At 65.1% G+C, this 21,175-nt stretch carries 20 protein-coding genes; 9 read left to right on the forward strand and 11 right to left on the reverse strand.

Features of this window, described 5'->3' with window-relative positions:
* Positions 1-331: 331 nt before the first annotated feature.
* A complete protein-coding gene (locus tag BDOA9_RS03585; protein ID WP_025032584.1) occupies positions 332-1,105 on the reverse strand; it encodes a ferredoxin--NADP reductase in 774 nt (257 codons plus the stop codon).
* Between the two features lie 370 nt (positions 1,106-1,475).
* On the opposite strand from BDOA9_RS03585, the gene BDOA9_RS03590 reads away from it, so the two are divergent.
* Positions 1,476-2,285 carry an ATP-grasp domain-containing protein gene (locus BDOA9_RS03590; protein WP_025032585.1) on the forward strand — a complete coding sequence of 270 codons (810 nt, stop codon included), beginning with the start codon at positions 1,476-1,478 and terminating at the stop codon, positions 2,283-2,285.
* 228 nt (positions 2,286-2,513) lie between these two features.
* Here BDOA9_RS03590 and BDOA9_RS03595 read toward each other — a convergent pair whose 3' ends face one another.
* On the reverse strand, positions 2,514-3,455 hold the full coding sequence (locus tag BDOA9_RS03595) for an amino acid ABC transporter substrate-binding protein (RefSeq protein WP_025032586.1): 942 nt from the start codon (positions 3,453-3,455) through the stop codon (positions 2,514-2,516).
* 9 nt (positions 3,456-3,464) lie between these two features.
* On the reverse strand, positions 3,465-4,763 hold the full coding sequence (locus BDOA9_RS03600) for a dicarboxylate/amino acid:cation symporter (RefSeq protein WP_025032587.1): 1,299 nt from the start codon (positions 4,761-4,763) through the stop codon (positions 3,465-3,467).
* 211 nt (positions 4,764-4,974) lie between these two features.
* Here BDOA9_RS03600 and BDOA9_RS03605 point away from each other — a divergent pair, with 211 nt between their 5' ends.
* The 4 genes from BDOA9_RS03605 to BDOA9_RS03620 all read left to right on the forward strand — a co-directional run bounded on the left by BDOA9_RS03605 (position 4,975) and on the right by BDOA9_RS03620 (position 9,999).
* Entirely contained in the window at positions 4,975-5,982 is a 1,008-nt protein-coding gene (locus tag BDOA9_RS03605) for an NADP-dependent oxidoreductase (protein ID WP_025032588.1), read from the forward strand.
* A gap of 150 nt (positions 5,983-6,132) precedes the next feature.
* On the forward strand, positions 6,133-6,951 hold the full coding sequence (locus tag BDOA9_RS03610; protein WP_025032589.1) for a cysteine rich repeat-containing protein: 819 nt from the start codon (positions 6,133-6,135) through the stop codon (positions 6,949-6,951).
* A 271-nt stretch (positions 6,952-7,222) separates the two neighbouring features.
* Complete coding sequence (locus tag BDOA9_RS03615) at positions 7,223-8,389, forward strand: FAD-dependent monooxygenase (RefSeq protein WP_025032590.1); 1,167 nt, start codon at positions 7,223-7,225, stop codon at positions 8,387-8,389.
* A complete protein-coding gene (locus BDOA9_RS03620) occupies positions 8,386-9,999 on the forward strand; it encodes a benzoate-CoA ligase family protein (protein WP_025032591.1) in 1,614 nt (537 codons plus the stop codon). Before BDOA9_RS03615 ends, BDOA9_RS03620 begins: the two co-directional genes overlap by 4 nt.
* Positions 10,000-10,145: 146 nt before the next feature.
* Here the strand turns inward: BDOA9_RS03620 and BDOA9_RS03625 are convergent, their stop codons facing one another.
* Both BDOA9_RS03625 and maiA read right to left on the reverse strand, forming a co-directional pair.
* Complete coding sequence (locus tag BDOA9_RS03625) at positions 10,146-10,658, reverse strand: MarR family winged helix-turn-helix transcriptional regulator (protein WP_025032592.1); 513 nt, start codon at positions 10,656-10,658, stop codon at positions 10,146-10,148.
* Positions 10,648-11,280 carry a maleylacetoacetate isomerase gene (maiA, locus tag BDOA9_RS03630; RefSeq protein WP_025032593.1) on the reverse strand — a complete coding sequence of 211 codons (633 nt, stop codon included), beginning with the start codon at positions 11,278-11,280 and terminating at the stop codon, positions 10,648-10,650. Before maiA ends, BDOA9_RS03625 begins: the two co-directional genes overlap by 11 nt.
* Positions 11,281-11,466: 186 nt before the next feature.
* Here maiA and gtdA point away from each other — a divergent pair, with 186 nt between their 5' ends.
* Complete coding sequence (gene gtdA, locus BDOA9_RS03635) at positions 11,467-12,507, forward strand: gentisate 1,2-dioxygenase (RefSeq protein WP_025032594.1); 1,041 nt, start codon at positions 11,467-11,469, stop codon at positions 12,505-12,507.
* A 118-nt stretch (positions 12,508-12,625) separates the two neighbouring features.
* Here gtdA and BDOA9_RS03640 read toward each other — a convergent pair whose 3' ends face one another.
* The 4 genes from BDOA9_RS03640 to BDOA9_RS03655 all read right to left on the reverse strand — a co-directional run bounded on the left by BDOA9_RS03640 (position 12,626) and on the right by BDOA9_RS03655 (position 16,902).
* The gene (locus BDOA9_RS03640; protein WP_025032595.1) at positions 12,626-13,447 is read right to left on the reverse strand and encodes an ABC transporter permease; all 822 of its coding nucleotides are present in this window, start codon (positions 13,445-13,447) and stop codon (positions 12,626-12,628) included.
* Positions 13,440-14,213 (reverse strand): ABC transporter ATP-binding protein, encoded by a 774-nt coding sequence (locus BDOA9_RS03645; RefSeq protein WP_025032596.1) that lies wholly within the window; start codon positions 14,211-14,213, stop codon positions 13,440-13,442. Before BDOA9_RS03645 ends, BDOA9_RS03640 begins: the two co-directional genes overlap by 8 nt.
* Positions 14,214-14,499: 286 nt before the next feature.
* Positions 14,500-15,504, reverse strand: a complete 1,005-nt coding sequence (locus BDOA9_RS03650; RefSeq protein ID WP_025032597.1) for an ABC transporter substrate-binding protein — start codon at positions 15,502-15,504, stop codon at positions 14,500-14,502.
* A gap of 30 nt (positions 15,505-15,534) precedes the next feature.
* Positions 15,535-16,902: an FAD-dependent oxidoreductase gene (locus BDOA9_RS03655; RefSeq protein ID WP_025032598.1), complete on the reverse strand. Its 1,368-nt coding sequence runs from the start codon at positions 16,900-16,902 to the stop codon at positions 15,535-15,537.
* Positions 16,903-17,014: 112 nt separating this feature from the next.
* Here BDOA9_RS03655 and BDOA9_RS03660 point away from each other — a divergent pair, with 112 nt between their 5' ends.
* Positions 17,015-17,287, forward strand: a complete 273-nt coding sequence (locus tag BDOA9_RS03660) for a hypothetical protein (protein ID WP_025032599.1) — start codon at positions 17,015-17,017, stop codon at positions 17,285-17,287.
* A gap of 3 nt (positions 17,288-17,290) precedes the next feature.
* On the opposite strand, the gene BDOA9_RS03665 is transcribed toward BDOA9_RS03660, so the two are convergent.
* Complete coding sequence (locus tag BDOA9_RS03665; protein WP_025032600.1) at positions 17,291-18,094, reverse strand: enoyl-CoA hydratase-related protein; 804 nt, start codon at positions 18,092-18,094, stop codon at positions 17,291-17,293.
* Between the two features lie 151 nt (positions 18,095-18,245).
* Between BDOA9_RS03665 and BDOA9_RS03670 the strand changes: the two genes are divergently transcribed.
* On the forward strand, positions 18,246-19,220 hold the full coding sequence (locus tag BDOA9_RS03670) for a ketopantoate reductase family protein (RefSeq protein WP_025032601.1): 975 nt from the start codon (positions 18,246-18,248) through the stop codon (positions 19,218-19,220).
* Between the two features lie 3 nt (positions 19,221-19,223).
* Here the strand turns inward: BDOA9_RS03670 and BDOA9_RS03675 are convergent, their stop codons facing one another.
* Positions 19,224-19,901: an alpha/beta hydrolase family protein gene (locus BDOA9_RS03675; protein ID WP_025032602.1), complete on the reverse strand. Its 678-nt coding sequence runs from the start codon at positions 19,899-19,901 to the stop codon at positions 19,224-19,226.
* 127 nt (positions 19,902-20,028) lie between these two features.
* Here BDOA9_RS03675 and BDOA9_RS03680 point away from each other — a divergent pair, with 127 nt between their 5' ends.
* A complete protein-coding gene (locus BDOA9_RS03680) occupies positions 20,029-21,174 on the forward strand; it encodes an acyl-CoA dehydrogenase family protein (protein WP_025032603.1) in 1,146 nt (381 codons plus the stop codon).
* The last annotated feature ends 1 nt before the right edge of the window (position 21,175 follow it).

Genomic DNA, 21,175 nt, shown 5'->3' on the forward strand with positions numbered 1-21,175 from the left:
CTCTCGCCAGCAGAAGGCGTCACGATACGCCCGTGCCTGTCATACGGATATGACGCGGCCCTTGTTTCAGGCTAGCGAATTCGACCGAGGCAAATCAATCCGCCGGATGGACGGGTGTTGCGGTGCAGCAGAGACCGCCGAATTGAGCAGCTTGCAGCGCAGGCGAGCTGTGTCCCGGGCAAGCGCAAGCGCAGACCGGGACCCAGACTACAACAGCTTACGATATGGTGAGATGGGCCCCGGCTCTGCAGCGCATCGCCAAAGGGGCGCTGCCATAGCGCGTCGAAGACGCGCGTAAACGCGCTGACGGCGTCCGGGGCACGAGAAGCGCTTAGCGCTCGACGAAGGCCTTCTCGATCACGAAATGGCCGGGCTTGTTGCCGCTTCCTTCGACGAAGTCGCGGCCCTCGAACATCGCCTTCAGCTCTTCGAGCATCGCCGGGCTGCCGCACATCATGATGCGGTCGGTTGCGATGTCGAGCGGGCCTTGCCCGATGTCGTTGAAGATCTGCTCGGAGTTGATGAGATCGGTGATGCGGCCGCGGTTCCGGAACGGCTCGCGAGTCACGGTCGGATAATAGACCAGCTTGTCCGCGAGCAGCTCGCCGAACAGCTCATCCTCGCGCAAGGTCGCGACCAGCTTTTCGCCATAGGCGAGCTCGGAGACCTGGCGGCAGCCATGCACCAGCACGATCGTTTCGAACTGGTCGTAGACCTCGGGGTCCTTGATCAAGCTGGCGAACGGCGCAAGGCCGGTGCCGGTCGACAGCAGCATCAGCCGCTTGCCGGGAAGCAGATTGTCGGTGATCAGCGTGCCAGTCGCCTTGCGGCCGACCAGGATGGTGTCGCCTTCCTTGATCTTCTGCAGGCGCGAGGTCAGCGGGCCGTCCTGCACCTTGATCGAGAAGAACTCGAGCTCTTCCTCGTGGTTGGCGCTCGCCATGCTGTAGGCGCGCAGCAGCGGCCGGCCGTCGACCTCGAGGCCGATCATGGCGAACTGGCCGTTCTGGAACCGGAAGCCGGTGTCGCGGGTGGCGCGGAAGCTGAACAGCGTGTCGGTCCAGTGGTGGACGGAAAGAACCTTCTCTCGGTAAAACGCGCTCATGATTCTCGATATTCCGAATAACTGCGGTTTTAGGGCAAAAGCGCTGCCCGGCCCTGAAACCGGGCGGTCACCATTTGCCATGGCGGAGGATTTCGCGTGTGTGATCTACGCCATTGAGACCAATAATCAACCTCGTTTCGGATGCAATTGATGCCGGTCAAACCGGCATTTGCGGCAGAACTGGTCACATCATTAAGGAATCTGCTGCCTGGCGCGCGCGGAGGATAATTTCTTTTCCCTCCCGGCCTTCATTGCAGCACTTAATTTCCGGTTCGCTCGCAAGAATTTCATTAAGAATAGCTCTGATTTTCACCGGGCTTGGCGCCGATATCCGCATTTCTGCGGCTTTTGGCGACAGAGACGACACACCATGACGAGCGGCGAGCGGATCTTCGTTCAGGCGATCAGGCGCTATTGCGCCGAGCGGGGCATCGCGGTCGATGTCCGCGCCGGCGGCTGGCTGATCGCGATGCGCCGCGACGATATGCGCCGCTTCGCCTTCGGCTACGACATCGGCCTCAACAGCGCCATCGCGCATCGCCTCGCCAACGACAAATCGGCCACTGCCGAGGCTCTGGCGCTCGCGGACGTGCCCTGCATTGCCCATCATCTCTTCCTCAACCCGAAGCTGGGCGCGCACGTCGCCGGCACCGATTGGCACCCGAGAATGCTGGCGCTGCTCGCCCAAAATCCGCAGGGCGTGGTGGTGAAGCCGAACGAAGGGACATCGGGGCGATCGGTGTTCAAGGTCACGACGGAGCCGGAGCTCGACCGCGCGGCCGGCGAGGTCTTCTCGATGAGCACGGGGCTCGTGATCTCGCCCTATGTCGCAATCGAGGAGGAGGTCCGCGTGGTGCTGCTCGATGATGCGCCGCTCATCGCTTACAGCAAGCAGCGCGGCCCGGATTGGCGACACAATCTCGATGCCGGCGCAAAGCCGGTGCTGCTGGAGGACGGCGAAGTCCGCGCGGCCTGCGCAAAGCTCGCGATCGATGCCGCGCATGCCATCGGCATCGTCTTTGCGTCTATCGACGTTGTTCGCGTGGACGGCGAGTGGAAGGTGCTCGAGATCAATTCCGGCGTGATGATGGAGACGCTGGCCAAGCTGCATCCGGAGCTGGTGCAGGCGACCTATGACGCGGCGCTGGATCGGGTGTTTGGGGATAGCGGCAAAGAATAGCAGCCACGGCGCAGGTGCCACCCTCCCCTGGAGGGCAAGGCTATCGCGTATGAGATGTAGCGATGGGCACCGGCTGTCTCCACAGCGTCATGGCCGGGCTTGTCCCGGCCATCCACGCCTTTCCGCGCAGCACAAAGAACGTGGATGCCCGGGACAAGCCCGGGCATGACGACCTCTGCAAGATTCGAACGCGATTGCCCTCCCCTGGAGGGTAAGAAAGACCCGCCGTTAATTATTCGCGCTTGCCGAATCGTCCATCGCCTTGAAGGCTTCCTCCAGCTGTAGCGAGATCGGCACGTTCAGCCGCTCGCCTGTGGGGAGCCTAGCGGTGAACCATTTTTTGTAGAGCGGGACGAGGTCGCGGTTGGAGCCGAGCTTGCGGAAGGCGCGCTCGACCACGGCCGCGAGCTGCGGCTCGCCCTTCCTGAACATGATGCCGTAGGGATCGTAGGACAGATAGTCGCCGGTGACGCGGAACCTGTCCTGCGCCTTGTGGCGCGCGATCAGGCCGAACAGCAGGATGTCGTCGGTCGCGAACGCATCGGCCTTGCCGTCGGCGAGCATCTGGTACGATTGCTCGTGGTCCGGGGAGGTGACGATGTTGAGGCCGAGCGAGAACTTCTTGTCGGCAACATGCATCGCCTGCTCGTTGGTGGTGCCCTTGGTCACCACCACGGTCTTGCCCTTGAGATCGGTGACCGCAGCGACGGTCGAGGCCCTCGGCACCATCAGCTTGGTGCCGGCGACGAACATCAGCGGCGAGAAGGCGACGCGCTTGCCGCGCTCGGCATTGGCCGTGGTCGAGCCGCATTCCAGATCGATCTTGTTCTGGAGCACGGCGTCGATGCGGTCGTCCGGGGTGACCTTGACGTAGTCGATCCTGAGATTGGGATCGTCGACCTCGACGCCGATCTCCTCGACGATGGCTGCGCACAGTTCGAGGCTGTAGCCGATCGGTCGTCCCGACTGGTCGAGGAACGAGAACGGCGGTGAACTCTCGCGATAGCCGAGCCGCACGGCGTGGGCTGACTTGATGGCCGACAGCGTCGGGCTGAGCCCTTCGCTGGCGGTCTGGGCGTGCGCCGACCTCGCGAACAAGGAGGTCGCGAGCAACGATGCAGCGAGCAAGAGGACGCCTGAGGTCAGCGGCCTCGCCAAGATCCGGTCCATGGCTCGCTCCTACCCATGGCCGGCCATCGCGGGCACCTCGCCCGGGACCATGTCGTCGGGCACGACATCGCCGGGGCCAAGCTCGTGCTCGGGGCCGAGCTCGCCTTCCCATTTGGCCACGACCGAGGTCGCAAGCGTATTGCCGATCACGTTGGTGGCGCTACGGCCCATGTCGAGGAAGGTGTCGATGCCCATGATCATCAGGAGGCCGGCCTCGGGAATGTTGAACTGCGCCAGCGTCGAGGCGATCACGACGAGGGAGGCGCGCGGCACGCCGGCGACGCCCTTGGAGGTGATCATCAGCGTCGCCAGCATCGCGAGCTGGGTGCCGAGCGGCATGTCGATATGATAGCTCTGCGCGATGAAGACGGCCGCGAAAGTGCAGTACATCATCGTGCCGTCGAGATTGAAGGAATAACCGAGCGGCAGCACGAAGCTCGAGATTCGCGACGAGGCGCCGAAGCGGTTGAGCGCCTCCAGCGTCTTCGGATAGGCCGCTTCCGAACTCGCGGTCGAGAACGCGATCATCAGCGGCTCGCGGACCAGCTTCAAGAGATGGCCGTACCGCGACCCGATCACGATGAAGCCGACGATGACCAGGATGGTCCACAGGATCGCCAGCGAGAGATAGAAGCCACCCATGAAAACGATGAGCTTCCACAGCACGGCGAGACCGTTCTTCGCCACCGTCGCGGTGATCGCGGCCCACACCGCCAGCGGGGCGAACAGCATGACGTAGCCCGTCACCTTCAGCATGATGTGGCCGACGTCGTCGATCAGCGCCAGGATCGACTTGGACCGCTCCGGCATCGCGCCCATCGCCACCGAGAAGAACACGGCGAAGATCACGATCTGCAGGATCTCGTTCTGGGCCATCGCATCGGCGATGGAGGTCGGAATCAGATGGGTGAGGAATTTCTCGATCGAGAAGGCCGAGACCGGCAGGCCGGTCGATTGGCCGGCCGCCGGCAGCGTGCCGGGGAAGTTGGCGCCCGGCTGCAGCAGGTTGACCATGATCAGACCGAGCAGCAGCGAAACGAAGGACGCGCTGACGAACCAGCCCATGGTCTTGGCGAAGATGCGGCCGAGCTTGGAGCCCGAGCCCATATGAGCGATGCCACCGACCAGGGTCGCGAACACCAGGGGCGCGATGATCATCTTGATCAGGCGCAGGAACATCATTGCGATCAGGTTGATGGAGGAGGCCCAGTCGGCACGCGTGTCCGGCAGGAAGTTGTAGATCGCCGAGCCCATGACGATGCCCAGCACCATCGCGGCCAGAATGTATTGCGTGAACCTGTTGGACATCGCTTACCCCTACATAGTCCGGCGCTTCATGATGTCGCAGATAACCGAGCGACGCAACACGCTTTGCGTGTGCTCGCGTTTTCAGGATGTTCCCGTTGTGAAATGGAATGCGGCGATCTAGCCTTCATGCGGCGCACGACACATGCGCCCTGCACGTTTTCTTCGCGGCGGCTGCATCAATAATCGTCAAACAAATGAAGAGGGAAACGCCATGAGCGGCAACATCAATCGCCAGATTCTGCTGGTGGAAAAGCCCAGCGGCAAGCTCGGCCCCGAGCACTTCAAGATGATCGAGGGCGCGATGCCGGAACCGAAAGACGGCGAGGCCCTGCTGCGCGTGCGCTACATCTCGCTCGACGCGGCCAACCGCGCCTGGATGCACGGCGCGACCTATCGTTCCGCCGTCGAAGCCAACAGCGTCATGGCCGGCGGCGCCATCGCCGAGGTCGTCAGCTCGAAGGCAGCGGGGCTTGCGCCCGGCGATATCGTGTTCGGCGACACCGGCTGGCAGGAATTTGCCGCCGTGCCGGCGAAGCATCTGACCAAAATGCCGAAGCTCGAGCCGATGACGCATCTGCTCAGCGTGTTCGGCGTCGCCGGCCTCACCGCCTATTTCGGCCTGCTGGAGATCGGCAAGCCCAAAGAAGGGGAGACCGTGGTGGTCTCGGCGGCCGCAGGCTCGGTCGGCTCGATCGTCGGGCAGATCGCCAAGATCAGAGGATGCCGCGTCGTCGGCATCGCCGGCGGCACTGAGAAGTGCAACTGGCTGACCTCGGAGCTCGGCTTCGATGCCGCCGTGGACTACAAGGACGGCGCATTGTTCAAGGCACTGCGCGCAGCGGCGCCGCAAGGTATCGACGTCTATTTCGACAATGTCGGCGGCGACATTCTCGAAGCCTGCCTGCCCCAGATGAACAATTACGGCCGCATCGCCTGCTGTGGCGCGATCTCGCAATATGACGGCGCGCCTGCGGCACATGGCCCGCGCGGCGTGCCCGGTCTGATCGTGGTGAAGCGGCTGACCATGCAGGGCTTCATCGTGATGGACTACATGAAGGACAGCGCGCGTGCGCTCGCCGATCTCCAGGCCTGGGTGAAATCCGGCAAGCTCAAGGTGCAGGAGGACATTCTCGACGGGCTCGAGAGCACGCCGAAAGCGCTGATCGGATTGCTTGCGGGCGAGAACCGCGGCAAGCGCATGGTGAAGCTGACGACGTAATCCGCGCGCCCCAATTGCGGTGGCATAATTGACTTGCGGCAGAGGCGAAAGCGGCCAAAGATGCCGCTCGCGAGCTGACCCTCGCGACGATTGCGCTTGCATATCTTTTCAGAATTGTCGGCGTTCCCGATCGGGCAGGAATTCATTCAAATGTTCAACACGTTGAAACATGCATCGACGCGCACCGCGTTGCTGGCCATGGCACTCTTCGCAACCGCAACAGGAGCGTTCGCGCAGACCGAGGCGCAGAAGAGCGCCATCCGGTCCGCATGCCGCTCGGACTTCATGGCGCATTGCTCGAGCGTGACGCCCGGCGGCGTGGAGGCGGTTCAATGCCTCGCCAAGAACATGTCGAGCCTGTCGTCGGCGTGCCAGGCTGCGGTTCGCGCGGTCGAGCCGGCCGCCGCGCCGAAAACCGAAGCGGCGCCCGCCAAATCCGAGCCTGCCAAATCCGAGCCGGCAAAAACGGAAGCGGCGCCCGCCGCCGAGCCGGCTGCCAAACCGGCAGCGGCAGCCGCACCGAAGGCAGCGGCCGCAAAGCAGCCGAGCCCCGCCCAGGTGTCCGCGATCAAGAGCGCCTGCCGCGGCGACTATCCCAAGGTCTGCGCCAGCGTGCCGCCCGGCGGCGCGCCCGCGGTCGAATGCCTGGAGAAGAACAAGGCAAAGGTGTCGGCGGGCTGCGCCAAAGCGGTGAACGCCGCCTTCGGTGTCGGAGCGGCCCCGCCTGCGTCCGGTGCTGCACCGGCCGCAGAGGCAGCGCCTGCCGCCGCACCGGCCGTCATCGTGCTGCGGCCATTGCTCCCGCGCGAAGAGCTGTTCATCGTGCGGTCGGCCTGCGGCGCCGACATCCGCACCCTCTGCGCCGGCGTGGCGCCCGGCGGCGGCCGGATCATCCAATGCATTTCCAACCGGGCAGCATCGCTGTCGCCGGCCTGCAAGGACGTGCTCGCGCCTTTCGCCGCGAGGTAAGACGAAGCGGATGATCGTCCGCGGCTTTGGTCCGCTGCACCAGGTTCCGGTCAATGGGGGCTATGTGAAACGCTGCGTCTGACGCCCCGGTGGCCAATCCACCCCGGTTTGGCTATGATTCGTGCCTGACGGTTTCGGATCCGCGAAACGCGCGTCCGGAAGACGGGCTTCGGCGTGCCACGCGCTTGCGATAATTCCGCTGGCGCCGGACGCCGGAGCACATTAGTCTACCCCTAGATAGTAAGTATACTGTCAATTAGGGAGGCAGACGTTGCGGATCGCCGTGATTGGCGGGGGGCCCGGTGGGCTCTACTTCGCCTATCTCTGGAAGAAGCGTCACCCCGAGGATCAGGTCGACCTGTTCGAACAGAACCCGGCCGACGCAACCTGGGGCTTTGGCGTCGTGTTCTCCGACCAGGCGCTGGAGTTCCTGCGCACCGACGACCCCGAGACGGTCGATGCGATCGCCCCGCACATGGAGAGCTGGGAGAACATCACGCTGAACCTCGCCGGCGACAGCGTCGCCATCGACGGCGTCGGCTTCTCATCGATCGGCCGGCTGGAACTCCTCAAGTTCCTGCAGCAACGCGCGTTCGACGTCGGCGTCACGCCACGCTTCGACACGCAGATCCAGGCGATCGACCAGCTCAACGGCCACGATCTGATCGTCGCCGCCGACGGCCTGAACTCCCTGGTGCGCCGCACCTATGAGGGCGATTTCGGCACCTCGCTGTCCTACTCATCCAACAAATTCGTCTGGTACGGCACCTCGAAACGCTTCGACACGCTGTCGCAGACCTTCGTGAAGACCGAGCGCGGCGCCTTCAACGCCCATCACTACCGCTATTCGCCGACCATGAGCACCTTCCTGGTCGAATGCGACCACGCCACCTGGCAGGCCTATGGTTTCGCCTACAAGGACGTCGAGCAGTCCAAGGGCGTCTGCGAGGAGGTGTTCGCCGACACGCTCGGCGGCCATTGCCTCGTCTCCAACAAATCGGTCTGGCGCAATTTCCCCTGGGTCTGGAACGAGCACTGGTCGTTCAAGAACATGGTGCTGCTCGGCGACGCCCTGCATTCGGCGCATTTCTCGATCGGCTCGGGCACGCGGCTCGCGATCGAGGATGCCATCGCCCTCGTCAAGGCGCTGGAATCGGACGCGCATCTCGCCACCGCCCTGCATCGCTATCAGGCCGCGCGCAAGCCCATCGTGCAGAAGCTCGTCAACGCCGCGCGCACCAGTGCGTTCTGGTACGAGCATTTCGCCCAGCACATGCAGCTCGACCTGTTGGATTTCGCCTACAGCTATATCACCCGCTCCGGCCGCATCGACGATGCGCGCCTGCGCCACATGTCGCCGGCCTTCATGGCACGGTACGAGGCCGCCAAGAACGGCAAAGACAATGGCGGAGATGCAAGCGACGAGGCCACGGCATGAGCAACGACGTCCGCGACCAAGTGCCTGCCGACAGCGCAGGGGCACGCGAGATCGGCTTCGCCGTTCCGGACATCTACAACGCCAGCCGCGTGCTGTTCGACAATCTCGGCAAGGGCCGCGGCGACAGGCTCGCGCTGATCGGTCCGGTTGGTACGCGCACCTACGCTGAGCTCTGCGCAGAAGCCTGCCGCTGGGGCAACGGTCTCGCCTCGCTTGGCCTTGCGCGCGGCGATCGCGTGCTGCTGTTTCTCGACGACACGCCGGCCTATCCCGCCGCCTTCTTCGGCGCGGTGCGCGCCGGCTTCGTGCCGCTGCTGATCAACACCCTGACGCCGCCGGACCTGTTGCTATTCTATCTCGCCGATTCCGGCGCGAGCGTCGCGGTGGCCGATGCCGAGTTCGCGGCGCGCTTCGATGCGGAGGCTTGCAAGGCAACCAAGCTGCATACGCTGATCGTCGCCAACGGCGCTGTCGGCGAGCACGCGGCGCCACGGGCGCTCGCGGCGGCGAGCTGGCTCGCGCAATTTCCGGCCGAGCTTGCGGAAGCGCCGACGCAGCGCGACGAGATGGCGTTCTGGATGTACTCCTCCGGCTCGACCGGACGGCCCAAGGGCATCGTGCACCTGCAGCACGACATGGCCTACAGCGATGCCGCCTTTGCTCGCAACGTGCTGAAGCTGACGCCCGACGACGTCTGCTTCTCGGTGCCGAAGATCTTCTTCGCCTACGGCTTCGGCAATTCCGTCACCTTCCCGTTCTCGGCGGGCGCTGCGACACTGCTGTTGCCGGGCCAGCCCAAGCCCGCCTCGATCTTCGCGGCGATCGAGCAATACAAGCCGACGGTCTTTTTCGGCCTGCCGACGCTGTACACCGCGCTGACCAAGGCGGAAGGCGCGGACAAGACGGATTTCTCGTCGCTGCGCATGGCGCTCTCCGCCGCCGAGGTGCTTTCGGCCGAGGTCTTCAACGGCTGGAAGACGCTCACGGGGCTCGAGATCGTCGAAGGCCTCGGCTCGACCGAGGTGCTGCACATCTACCTCTCCAACCGGCCAGAGCGGAAGAAGCTGGGCGCGGCGGGCCTGCGCGTCCCCGGCTACGAGGTCGCGCTGCGCGACAAGGACGGAAACGACGTCGCCAACGGCGAGGAAGGGATTCTGTGGGTGCGCGGCGATTCCAACACGCCGCTGTACTGGAACCGGCCGGACAAGTCCGCCGAGACCATCCGCGAAGGCGGCTGGATCTACACCGGTGACCGCTTCGTGCGCGATGCCGACGGCTTCCACTTCTTCCGCGGCCGCGCCGACGATCTCATCAAGATTTCCGGCCAGTGGGTCTATCCGCTCGAGGTCGAGCTGTGCCTCGCCGACCACCCCGATATCCGCGAATGCGCGGTGTTCGCCGCCGAGCTGCCGGACCGTCGCATGACACTGAAGGCGGTGGTGGTGATGAACAATCGCGCGGTGAACCAGAATGAGGCGACGCGCAGGCTGCAGGATTACGTCAAGGGCCGGCTGCTGCCGTACAAATATCCGCGCGAGGTGATCTTCATCGACGAGCTGCCGAAGACGGGGACGGGGAAGATCGATCGGCAGGCGCTGCTGAGGATGTGAGGCGGCGCGTCGCCACACTCACCGCAATCGTAGGGTGGGCAAAGCGAAGCGTGCCCACCATTGCCCATTGCGAGAGATATCGTGGGCACGGCGCAAGCGCGCCTTTGCCCACCCTACGAGATCGCGCCCTGGGCTGGCCGCTCCCCTCACCCCGCCTTGCCCAGATGCTCCAGCGCGTCCTCCGCGCGCAGCGGCACGCGTGAGGCCTCGTTGTTGAGATCGACCAGCTGCGCCAGCAGACCCATCAGCGCCTTGCGGTCGGCCGGCTTGAGCGGCTCGAGCATCCGCCCCTGCGCGCGCTCGACGGCGGGGATGATCTCGCGCAGGGTCGCAGCGCCCGACCTGGTCAGGTAGAGCAGCTTGATCCGCTTGTCCTCGGGGGCCGGCCTGCGCTCGATATAGGCCTTGGCCTGGAGCCGTTCGATCACGCTGCCAAGCGTGGAGCGGTCGAAGGCGATCACCGCCGACAGCCGCGTCGCGTCGATGCCGGGATGGGTGTGGATTGCGACCAGCGCGGCATATTGCACCGGCGTGAGGTCGAATGCCTTGCACTCCTCCATGAAGATCGAGACAGCGATCTGCTGCATGCGCCGGAACAGATAGCCCGGCGCGGCATAGACCGCGTCGATCGTGATCGGAGGGGACGGCTTACTCGGCATCGGGCTGCTTCTCCGGTGCGGCATCGGCAAAGGCCGGCAGTGCCTTGGCGGCGGCCTCGGCCTGGAGCAGGCGCGGATAGGCGGAGACATCGACGCCGAAGCGGCGCGCATTGCCGAGCTGCGGCACGAGGCAGAGATCGGCCAGCGTCGGTGCATCGCCGAAGCAGAACGGGCCCGGCTCGCTCTTGATCAGCGTCTCGCAGGCCGACAGGCCCTCGCGGTTGACCCAGGCGGCCCAATCCTGGACCTTCTCCTCGGGCAGGCCGAGCTCGCGCAGGCGAGCCAGCACCTTCAGGTTCTGCACCGGATGGGTGTCGCAGGCGATCGCCAGCGCGAAAGCGCGCACCTTGGCGCGGCGCAGCGGATCCGTCGGCAGCAGCGCCGGATTGGGATGGGTCTCGTCGAGCCATTCGATGATGGCCACCGATTGCGTCAGCACGCCACCCGCATCGTCCTCCAGCGCCGGCACCAACCCTTGCGGATTGATGGCGAGATAGCTGGGAGCGCATTGCTCGCCCTTGCGCAAATGGTGCGGCAGATGCTCGGCGCCGAGCCCCTTGAGGTTCAGCGCGATCCGCACGCGATAAGCGGCGCTGGAGCGGAAATAGCCGTGCAGCTTCATGGAGGGCCTCCCTTTTATTCTTCGCCGTCATTCCGGGGCTCGCGCAGCGAGAACCCGGAATCTCGAGATTTTCGGATGCGATGCTATCGCATCGCTCCGGAACGACGACAACTACCACTGCCAACATTGACGCTACCTAGATCCTCAGTATACTGTCAATCAACAAAACGATCGGGAGCAGCAACCATGGAAGCCGTGACCAAGACGCCGGAACGCGAGGCGTTCTACAGGAAGATCGACGGCGAGAATCTCACCGCGCTGTGGACGGTTATGAGCGACCTGATCACGCCGGAGCCGAAAAGCGCCTGCCGGCCCCACCTCTGGAAGTTCGACGTTATCCGCGACTACATGACGGAGGCCGGCAAGCTGATCACGGCCAAGGAAGCCGAACGTCGCGTGCTGGTGCTGGAGAACCCGGGCCTGCGCGGCCAATCCAAGATCACGACCTCGCTCTATGCCGGCGTACAGATGGTGGTGCCCGGCGACGTCGCGCCGGCGCACCGCCACAGTCAGTCTGCGCTCCGCTTCGTGCTCGAGGGCAAGGGCGCTCACACCGCGGTGGACGGCGAGCGCACCGCGATGGAGCCTGGCGATTTCATCATCACGCCGTCGATGACCTGGCACGATCATTCCAACGAGACAGACCAGCCGATGTTCTGGCTCGACGGCCTCGACATCCCGCTGGTGCAGTTCTTCGACTGCTCCTTCGCGGAAGGCGCGAAAGAGGACCAGCAGAAAATTACAAAACCCGCGGGCGACAGCTTTGCCCGCTATGGCCACAACCTCTTGCCCGTCGACGTCAAGCGGAGCTCGAAGACTTCACCGATCTTCAGCTATCCCTATGCCTACACCCGCGAGGCGCTGGAGAAAGCGAGGGCGAGCCAGGAATGGGACGCCTGCCACGGCCTCAAGCTGAAGTTCAGCAACCCCGAGACCGGCGATTTCGCGATGCCGACCATCGGCACCTTCATCCAATTGCTGCCGAAGGGTTTTAGCACCGCGCGCTATCGTTCGACGGACGCAACGGTGTTCTGCCCGATCGAGGGCAGGGGCCGCAGCCGCATCGGCGATACGATGTTCGAATGGGGCCCGCGCGATCTGTTCGTGGTGCCGAGCTGGCACTGGGTGACGCACGAGGCGGAGGAGGACGCCGTGCTGTTCAGCTTCTCGGACCGGCCGGTGCAGCAGAAGCTGGATCTGTTCAGGGAAGGTCGCGGGAACGCGTGACGGTCTCACTGCCAACCACATCGTCATTGCGAGCGCAGCGAAGCAATCCAGAGTCTTTCCGCGGCGACAGTCTGGATTGCTTCGTCGCAAGAGCTCCTCGCAATGACGGGAGTATGCCTCACCGCCAGTGCAACAGCCGCATCTCCAGCCAGCCGATCACCTTGCCCACCGCCAGCCCAAACACCGACAGGATCACGACGCCCGCGAGCAGTTGATCGGTCTGCATCAGATTGCCGGCCTGCAGCACGAAGGCGCCGATGCCGTATTGGGCGCCGATCATCTCGGCGCTGACCACCAGCAGCAGCGCGACGGAGGCGGTGATGCGGAAGCCGGCGAGGATCGCCGGCAGCGCGCCCGGCCAGATCACCTTGCGCACGATGGTGGCGAAGGGAACGTTGAAGCTCTGCGCCATGCGGATCAGGTTGCGCGGCACCGCATCGACGCCACTATAGACCGAGATCGCGGTCGAGAAGAACACCCCTAACGCAATGGTCGCGATCTTCGGCTCTTCACCGATGCCGAGCCATAGAATGAGCAGCGGCAGCAGCGCGATCTTCGGAATCGGAAACAGCGCCGAGATGAAGGTGATGCCGACGCTGCGCGCGAGCCGCGACAGGCCGATGGCGAAGCCGACGGCGATGCCGGCCGCCGTTCCCAGCAGCCAGCCGACGCCGATCCGCAGCAGCGAAGCCGAAACATGCTGCCAGAGTGCGCCGGAAACGGCGAGCTGATAGATCGCGCGGACAATTGCGGAAGGGGTCGGCAGAAACAGCGCATTGACGAGGCCGGCGCTGCCGGCGGCCTGCCAGATGGCGATGACCAAAGCGAGCGCGATCCAGCCGCCATACCGGCTCGAGGCAGGCTCGAAGCCGGCGCCGCGGAAGCGAACGGGCCGCGTCGCTTCGTTCTTGGCCGTGTCCGTTGCCGCGCGATCAAGCATGCTGGACCTCGCGCTCGGCGTCGATCGCCTCGTTGCGGATCAGTGACCAGATCTGATTCTGCAGCGCCAGCAGCTTTTCGCGCGCCGCCGCTTCGCCGCGGGCCGCGCGCGTCATCGGCACGGTCACGACCTCGCGGATGCGGCCGGGCCGGCGCGACAGCACCACGATGCGGTCGGCGAGCCGCGCGGCCTCTTCGAGATTGTGGGTGACGTAGACCGCGCCCATGCCGCCGTCTGCGAGCAGGCGGATGAAATCCTCCAGCAGCAGCTCGCGGGTCTGCGAATCCAGCGCCGACAGCGGTTCGTCCATCAAGAGGATCGCCGGCTTCACCGCGAGCGCGCGCGAGATGCCGACGCGCTGGCGCATGCCGCCGGAGAGCTGCTTGGGGTAGGTCTGGCGAAAATCGGCGAGGCCGGTGCGGCGCAGGGCATCCTCGACCAGCGCGCGGCGCTGCGCGGCCGAGAGCTGGGTGTGCAGCAGCGGGAACTCGACGTTCTCCTCGACCGTGGCCCAGGGCAGCAGCGCAAAGTCCTGGAACACGAAGGTCAGCGGATTGAGACTGTCCGCGGGCGGCGCGCCGCGGAGCTCCGGCGCCCCGGAGGTCGGCTGCAAAAGTCCGCCGAGGATCGACAACAGCGTGCTCTTGCCGCAGCCGGAGGGCCCCACGATCGCCACCACTTCGCCAGCGCTGACGGTGAACGAGACGTCGTCGAGCACGGCGAGATCGCCGAAGCGATGGGTGATGTGGCTGGCGATCAGGTCCACGTGATGAGCCCGGGTTCTTCACCCTCCCCTGGAGGGGGAGGGTCGGTTTGCATGGAGCGAAGCGAAATGCGAACCGGGGTGGGGTGACAGTTTATCCGCGACAGCGCTGATGATGCCCGCTCTCGAACTCTCCGCGAGTGGTCGGAGCAAACGACGGAGAGGCTGCCGCCGTGGCTCACCCCACCCCGCTCGCTCCGGACGATGCTACACATCGCCGGTGCGATCGACCCTCCCCCTCCAGGGGAGGGTGGCACATCGCCTGCGGCGAGAGACTGCATCTTCAACATCAATCCGCCTTCACGAAGTCCTTGGCGATGATCGCATCCGCATCAAAGCCCTTGTCGACGAAGCCCTGCTCCTGCAGCCATTTGATCTGGTTGTCGACGTTCTTCACGTCGAGCTTGCCGTCGGGATCGATATAGGCGCAGTTGCCGACCACCTGCTCGACCGGCAGGTTGGTGTACTTGGCGATGATCTCCAGCAGCGGTTTTGTCTGCTCGTTGATCGGGGCGACACCGTCCTTCATGGCGGCGAGAATGACGTCGTGATATTCGCGGTCGGCTTTCGCGAGCACGCCGAGGAATTTCGTCACCAGCGCCTTGTTGGCCAGCGTCTTCGGCGATGCGAACACCGCCCCCAGCTGCCACGGCGTCTCATCGCCGACCCAGCCAAGGAATTTCGCGCCACCCTCGTCCATCAGCTTTCGCGCGGTCGAGATCGGGAGCAAGGCGGCATCGACGGTCTCGCCCTTGAGCGCAGCGGCGGCATTCGACAGCGATTGCAGCGGCACGATCTTCACGTCCGCGAGCTTGAAGCCGTATTTATCGGCGAGCAGGCCGAGCGAATAGTGGAAGCTCGAGCCGACCTGCGTCATCGCCACGCGCTTGCCGGCGAGGTCCTTCGGCGTCTTCAACCCGGCGGTATAAGCGTTGTTGCTGGCGAAATAGCCGATCAGGGGATAGCCGGGCTTCTCGCGGCTCATGCCGCCGATCACCTTCAGGGTGCCCTTGCCGGCGAGATTGTAGAGCCCGGCAGTAAAGGCGGTGACGCCGAAATCGACGTCGCCCGAGGTGGTGGCGACCGCAATCGGCTGCGCCGCGTCGAAGAACTTCAGCTCGACCTCCAGGCCGGCCTCGCGGAAATAGCCCTTGTCCAGCGCGATGAAGACCGGCGCCGACGAGGACAGGCGGAGCACGCCGATCCTGGCCTTCAGCGCATCCTCGGCCCGCGCCGTCCCCATGGCCATGATCGCCATCAGGCCCGCTATCGCGAGCCGCGCAATCCCGATCATCCCGTTTCCTCCGCTTTGTCTTGCAGTGCGTTACAGGCCTTCGGGCACCGCCTGGTCCCCTCCGATGAAGGCGCCCTGTTGTTTCAACGTTTCCTGCAATTTTTCAATGGGGATTTCGCGTGGTAACAGGTTTCCGGACAGCGCCAGCGCGGCGGCGGAACCGGCGGCCTCACCCATTGCGAAGCAGGCCCCGGAGACCCGCGCGGCCGACTGGCCCTCGTGGGTCATCGAGGCACAGCGGCCGGCGACCAGGAGATTGTCGAGGCCTTCAGGGACCAGCATCCGGTAAGGCAGCTCGTTATAGCCGCGCGATTCCGGGATCGGCGGAAAGGTGAAGACGACGTCGCCGGGCACATGGGCCTCGATCGGCCAGCCGTTGACGCCGATGGAATCGGCGAACGAGGCACAGCCGAGTACGTCCTCACCGCTGAGCTGGTAGCCGCCCTTGATGCGGCGGGTCTCGCGGATGCCGAGCTGCGGCGGCAGGTCGACGATGTAGGACTTTTCGAAGCCCGGCACCGCGCTGCGCAAAAACTCGTACGCGGCGAGCGCCTGCTTGCGGCCCTCGATCTCGCCGCGGGTGAGATCGTCGGGCTCGATGCCGTTGATGGCATGGCCGTCCTCGCGCGCCAATTGGGTGAAGTTCACCCGCCATTCGATGCCGGATTTCTGCGGCCGTACAATGGCGCTCTTGCGCGGGAACGTGTGGGTGCCGGCCGCGGAGGCCTTCTCCATCAATTGCGGAATGGTGCGCCAGGCCTCGCCGGCCTTGGCGGGATCGATGCCGTTGAGACGCAGCATCATCGAGGGATAGAGCGGATGGCCGTGCTCGTCGCCGATCTCGAACGGCGCGCCGGCCCACACGGCAAGATCGCCGTCGCCGGAGCAGTCGACGAAGATCTCCGCGCGCACGGCCTGCCGGCCGGCCTTGGTCTCGACCAGCATCGCGTCGATGCGGCCTCTATCTGCCATGACGACGCCGGCACCGAGCGCGTGGAACAGGATATTCACCTTGTGGCTGGCGAGCAGCTGGTCGGCCGCGATCTTGTAGGCGGCGGTGTCATAGGCCTGGGCAAAGACCTTGCCGAGGATCAGATGCGGCGCGTTGAGGCCGTTCAAGCGATCGATCCGCGCCAGCAGCTCCGAGGCGAGCCCCTGCACCAGCCGCCGGTGCTCGCCATGGACGTTGCCGTGCAGGCCACAGAAATTGGTGACGCCGGCGGCCGTCCCCATGCCGCCGAGAAAGCCGTAGCGCTCGATCAGCAGCGTTGTCCGCCCCCCGCGTGCCGCGGCGGCTGCAGCCACGATGCCGGCGGGGCCGCCGCCGAGCACGACGACTTCATACTCGCCGTAGAGCGGCACTTTGCGCGCCGGTTCATCGATCGTCATGGCTCGCATGGCGCGTTCCTTCCCGAAACCTGATTCGAACTGGATCTCGCATTAGCCGGCGGTCCTCATGCCCGCAAGATCGCGGTTGCTCGCCACCGGTGAACCTGAGACAAGTGCGGCCATGAATTCGATCATCGTCAGATACTGCTTCGCCGCTCTTATTACCCTCGCGCTCTCGGCCGCGCCCGCCGCGGCCCTGGAGCAAAACTGCCGCTTCATCCAGGCCAAGCCTGATCGCGAGGCCTGCTACAAGCGGCAGGAGGAAGAGCTGGTGGCGAAGCGCAAGCCTGCGGCGCCGGCGACTGAGAGCACGACGCTCGAAACGCTGCGCCAGCTGCGGCAGGAGGACGATGCGGTCTACCGCAGCATCAACAACATCTGCCGCGGCTGCTGACGCCTAACCTTTGCCACCGCCCCAGTTCGCCCCGCGCTTCTCGGCGAACGACGCAAGCCCCTCGGCCGCCTCCACGCTCTGGCGCTTGAGCGAGTGCAGCTCCACGAGCCGCGTATACGCGGCATCGTCCACCGCCATGCCGCCGAACGAGCTTTCCAGCGCGAGCTTCTTGGTCTCGGCCATCGCCTCCGGTCCGTTGGCGAGCAGCTGCTCGACCACCTTGGCGCCTGCGGCCTCGAGATCGGCGAGCGGCACCACCTCGTGGACGAGGCCGATGCGGCGGGCGTCCTCGGCGCCGAAGCGTTCGCCGGTGAGCGCATAACGTCGGACTTGCCGTACACCAATGGCGTCGCAGAGCTGCGGGATGATGATCGCCGCAGTCAGGCCCCAGCGCACCTCGGTGATCGAGAACAGGGCATTGTCGGCGGCAATCACGACATCGCAGGCCGCGATGACGCCGGTACCACCGCCGAAGCAGCCGCCCTGCACCAGCGCGACGGTCGGGATCGGCAACGTGTTGAGCCGCTGCACGGCTTCGAACGTCGCCCGCGAGGCCGCCTCGTTCGCCTCGCGCGATTGCGGCCGCACGCCGTTGATCCATTTGAGGTCGGCGCCGGCCTGGAAATGCTTGCCGTTGCCCCGGAGCACGACGACGCGCAGATTTGGCTTGCTGCCGAGGTCGTCCATGGCCGCGAGCACGCCTGAGATCAGCGCGCCGTCATAGGCATTGTTGACCTCCGGCCGGTTCAACGTGACGGTCGCAATCCCGCGTTCATCGAGGCTCCACAGGACGGGGCTGGTACTCATCGGCGGTCCTCCGGTTGTTTGCCGCGCACTATGGCCGAGAGCGCGTGCCCTGATCCATATCTTTCCGGCGTAGGGCAGCCGCGTCCATCGCATGGCGGCTTGTGTCATGCTGACCGCGGGCGACACCACGGGATCGATACGGGATATCAATATGCGCATCTGCATTTTCGGCGCGGGCGCCGTCGGCAGCCACATTGCGGTACGGCTGGCGCGCGCCGGCCACGAGGTCAGTTGCGTGATGCGGGGGGCGCATCTGGAGGCGGCCCGCGCCAATGGCCTCAAGCTGCGCGTCGGCGATTCCGAGGTTGGCGCCAAAGTGAACGCGTCAGGCGATCCGGCCCAACTCGGCCCGCAGGACATCGTGATCTCGACCTTGAAGGCGACCGCGCTTCAGGGGCTTGTTTCCAGCATCAAGCCGCTGCTGCAGGACGACACCGCGATCGTGTTTGCGCAGAACGGCATTCCCTGGTGGTACGGTATCGGCCTGCCGCCGCGGCACCCGGCGCCGCCCGACATTTCATTCCTCGATCCCGGCGGGCGCCTGCGCGCCTGCATTCCGAAGGAGCGGATCATCGGCGGCGTGATCTTCTCCTCCAACGAGGTGATCGCGCCCGGCGTGGTGCAGAACCTCACGCCGGACCGCAACCGCCTCCTGATCGGCGAGTGCGACGACCGCAATTGCGAGCGCATCACCAGGCTGCGCGGTGTCTTCAACGACGCGCGGCTGGAATCGCCGCCGGTGGCCGAGATCCGCGAGGCGATCTGGTCAAAGCTGCTGACCAACATGTCGCTGTCGGTGCTGTGCCTGCTTACCGGCCAGACCGCGCGCGGCGTCCGTGACGACCCCGCCTTCACGGAGGTGATTCCGCGCATGCTGAACGAGGCCAACGAGATCGCCCAATACTTCATTCCCGAGGTCAAGCGCGTCAGCCGCAGCGGCCCTGCCCCCAACCACAAGCCCTCGCTGCTGCAGGATTACGAGCTCGGCCGCGCCATGGAGATCGACGTGCTGGTGAAGGCGCCCCAGGCCTTCGCGCGCACCGCCGGCCTGTCGACACCAACGCTCGACCTGATCGCCGCACTGGCGATTCAGAAGGCGCGCGACAAGGGGCTCTATGCGGCGTGAGCTTCAGGAGAGCTTGTCGATCCAGGCTGCGAGCGCGTGCAGCACCTCTGTGAGCGCCTCGTCATTGGTCCGGCCGGACTTCTTCAGCACCGCAAACGAGTGATCTCCGCCTGCGACCTCATGCAGCGTCGCCTTCGCTCCGAGCTGCGCGATGACCGGCTTGAGGTAGCCCAGATCGGCAAGCTCGTCGCGCGTGCCTTGCAGGAACAGCAGGGGAATCGCGATTGCAGCGAGGTGCTCGGCCCGCTCGCTCGACGGCTTCTTGGCGGCATGGAGGGGAAAGCCGAGAAATGCGAGCCCTTTGACATCGGGGAGCGGCGACTTCGACTGCGCCTGCGAGGTCATGCGGCCGCCGAACGATTTTCCACCGGCGACGAGCTTCAGCCCGGGGCAGAGCCGCGCCGCCTCCGCGACCGCTGCGCGGACGCTCGCATGCGCGATGGCGGGCGGGTCAGGGCGTCCCAGCTTCTTCTCCATGTAGGGGAAATTGAAGCGGAACGTCGCGATGCCACGCTCAGCGAGACCTGCCGCGACCTTCTCCATGAAGGAATGCCGCATGTCCGCGCCGGCGCCGTGCGCCAGGACGTAGCAGGCGCGCGCATGGGTCGGCTGCGTCAGGATCGCCGAGACAGTGCCGATGCGCTCGATGTCGAGCTTGAGCTCCTGGGTTTTGGTCGTCACAATCAGACACCCCGATAGACGCCGTTGCGGCCGCCTTGGTAGCGTCACCGGCGCAGCCTGAAAACACAATAATTGCCGCGGCGGGCTGGCCTACCCAAGCCGGAACGCCGCATCAACCGAGGTAATCATGTCCTACCGCTCCTCCTGGATGACCGAAGAGCTCGACGTCTTCCGCGACCAGTTCCGCAAATATCTCGCCAAGGACCTGGCGCCGCACGCCGACAAATGGCGCGAGCAGAAGATGGTCGACCGCTTCGCCTGGCGCGGGCTCGGCGAGATGGGCGCGCTGCTGGCGAGCGTGCCGGAAGAGTATGGCGGGCTGGGCGCGACCTTCGCCTATGACGCGGCGGTGCTGGACGACCTCGAAAGCACGGTGCCGGAGCTGACCACCGGCGTCTCCGTGCACAGCGCCATCGTCGCACATTACATCCTCAATTACGGCTCGGAGGAGCAGAAGAAACGCTGGCTGCCGAAGATGGCCTCCGGCGAGATGGTCGGTGCCATCGCCATGACCGAGCCCGGGACCGGCTCGGACCTGCAGGCCGTCAAGACCACGGCGAAGAAGCAGGGCAATTCCTACGTCATCAACGGCCAGAAGACGTTCATCACCAACGGCCAGGCCGCCGATCTCGTCATCGTGGTCGCGCGCACCGGCGAAGCGGGCGCGAAAGGCATTTCGCTGATCGTGGTCGAGACCGCGGGCGCGGACGGCTACAAGCGCGGGCGCAACCTCGACAAGATCGGCCTGCACGCCTCCGACACCTCGGAGCTGTTCTTCGACAATGTGACCGTGCCGCCGGAAAACCTGCTCGGCAAGGAGGAAGGCCAGGGCTTTGTGCAGCTGATGCAGCAATTGCCGCAGGAGCGGCTTGCGCTCGCGGTCGGTGCCGTCGCCTCGATGGAGCGCGCGGTCAAGCTCACCACCGACTACACCAAGGAGCGGAAAGCGTTCGGCAAGCCGCTGATGGATTTCCAGAACACCGCCTTCACGCTCGCCGAGCGCAAGACCGAGGCGATGATCGCGCGCGTCTTCGTCGATTGGTGCATCGAGCGGCTGGTCGCAAAGGACCTCGACACCGTCACGGCCTCGATGGCGAAATATTGGTGCTCGGAGAAGCAGGTCGAGACCGCCGACGAATGCCTGCAGCTGTTCGGCGGCTACGGCTACATGCAGGAATATCCGATCTCGCGCATCTTCATCGATTCCCGCATCCAGAAGATCTATGGCGGCACCAACGAGATCATGAAGCTGTTGATCGCCAGATCCTTATAGA

Origin of the sequence: Bradyrhizobium sp. DOA9 (genome assembly GCF_000617845.2) — a bacterium.
Taxonomy (GTDB): Bacteria; Pseudomonadota; Alphaproteobacteria; order Rhizobiales; family Xanthobacteraceae; genus Bradyrhizobium.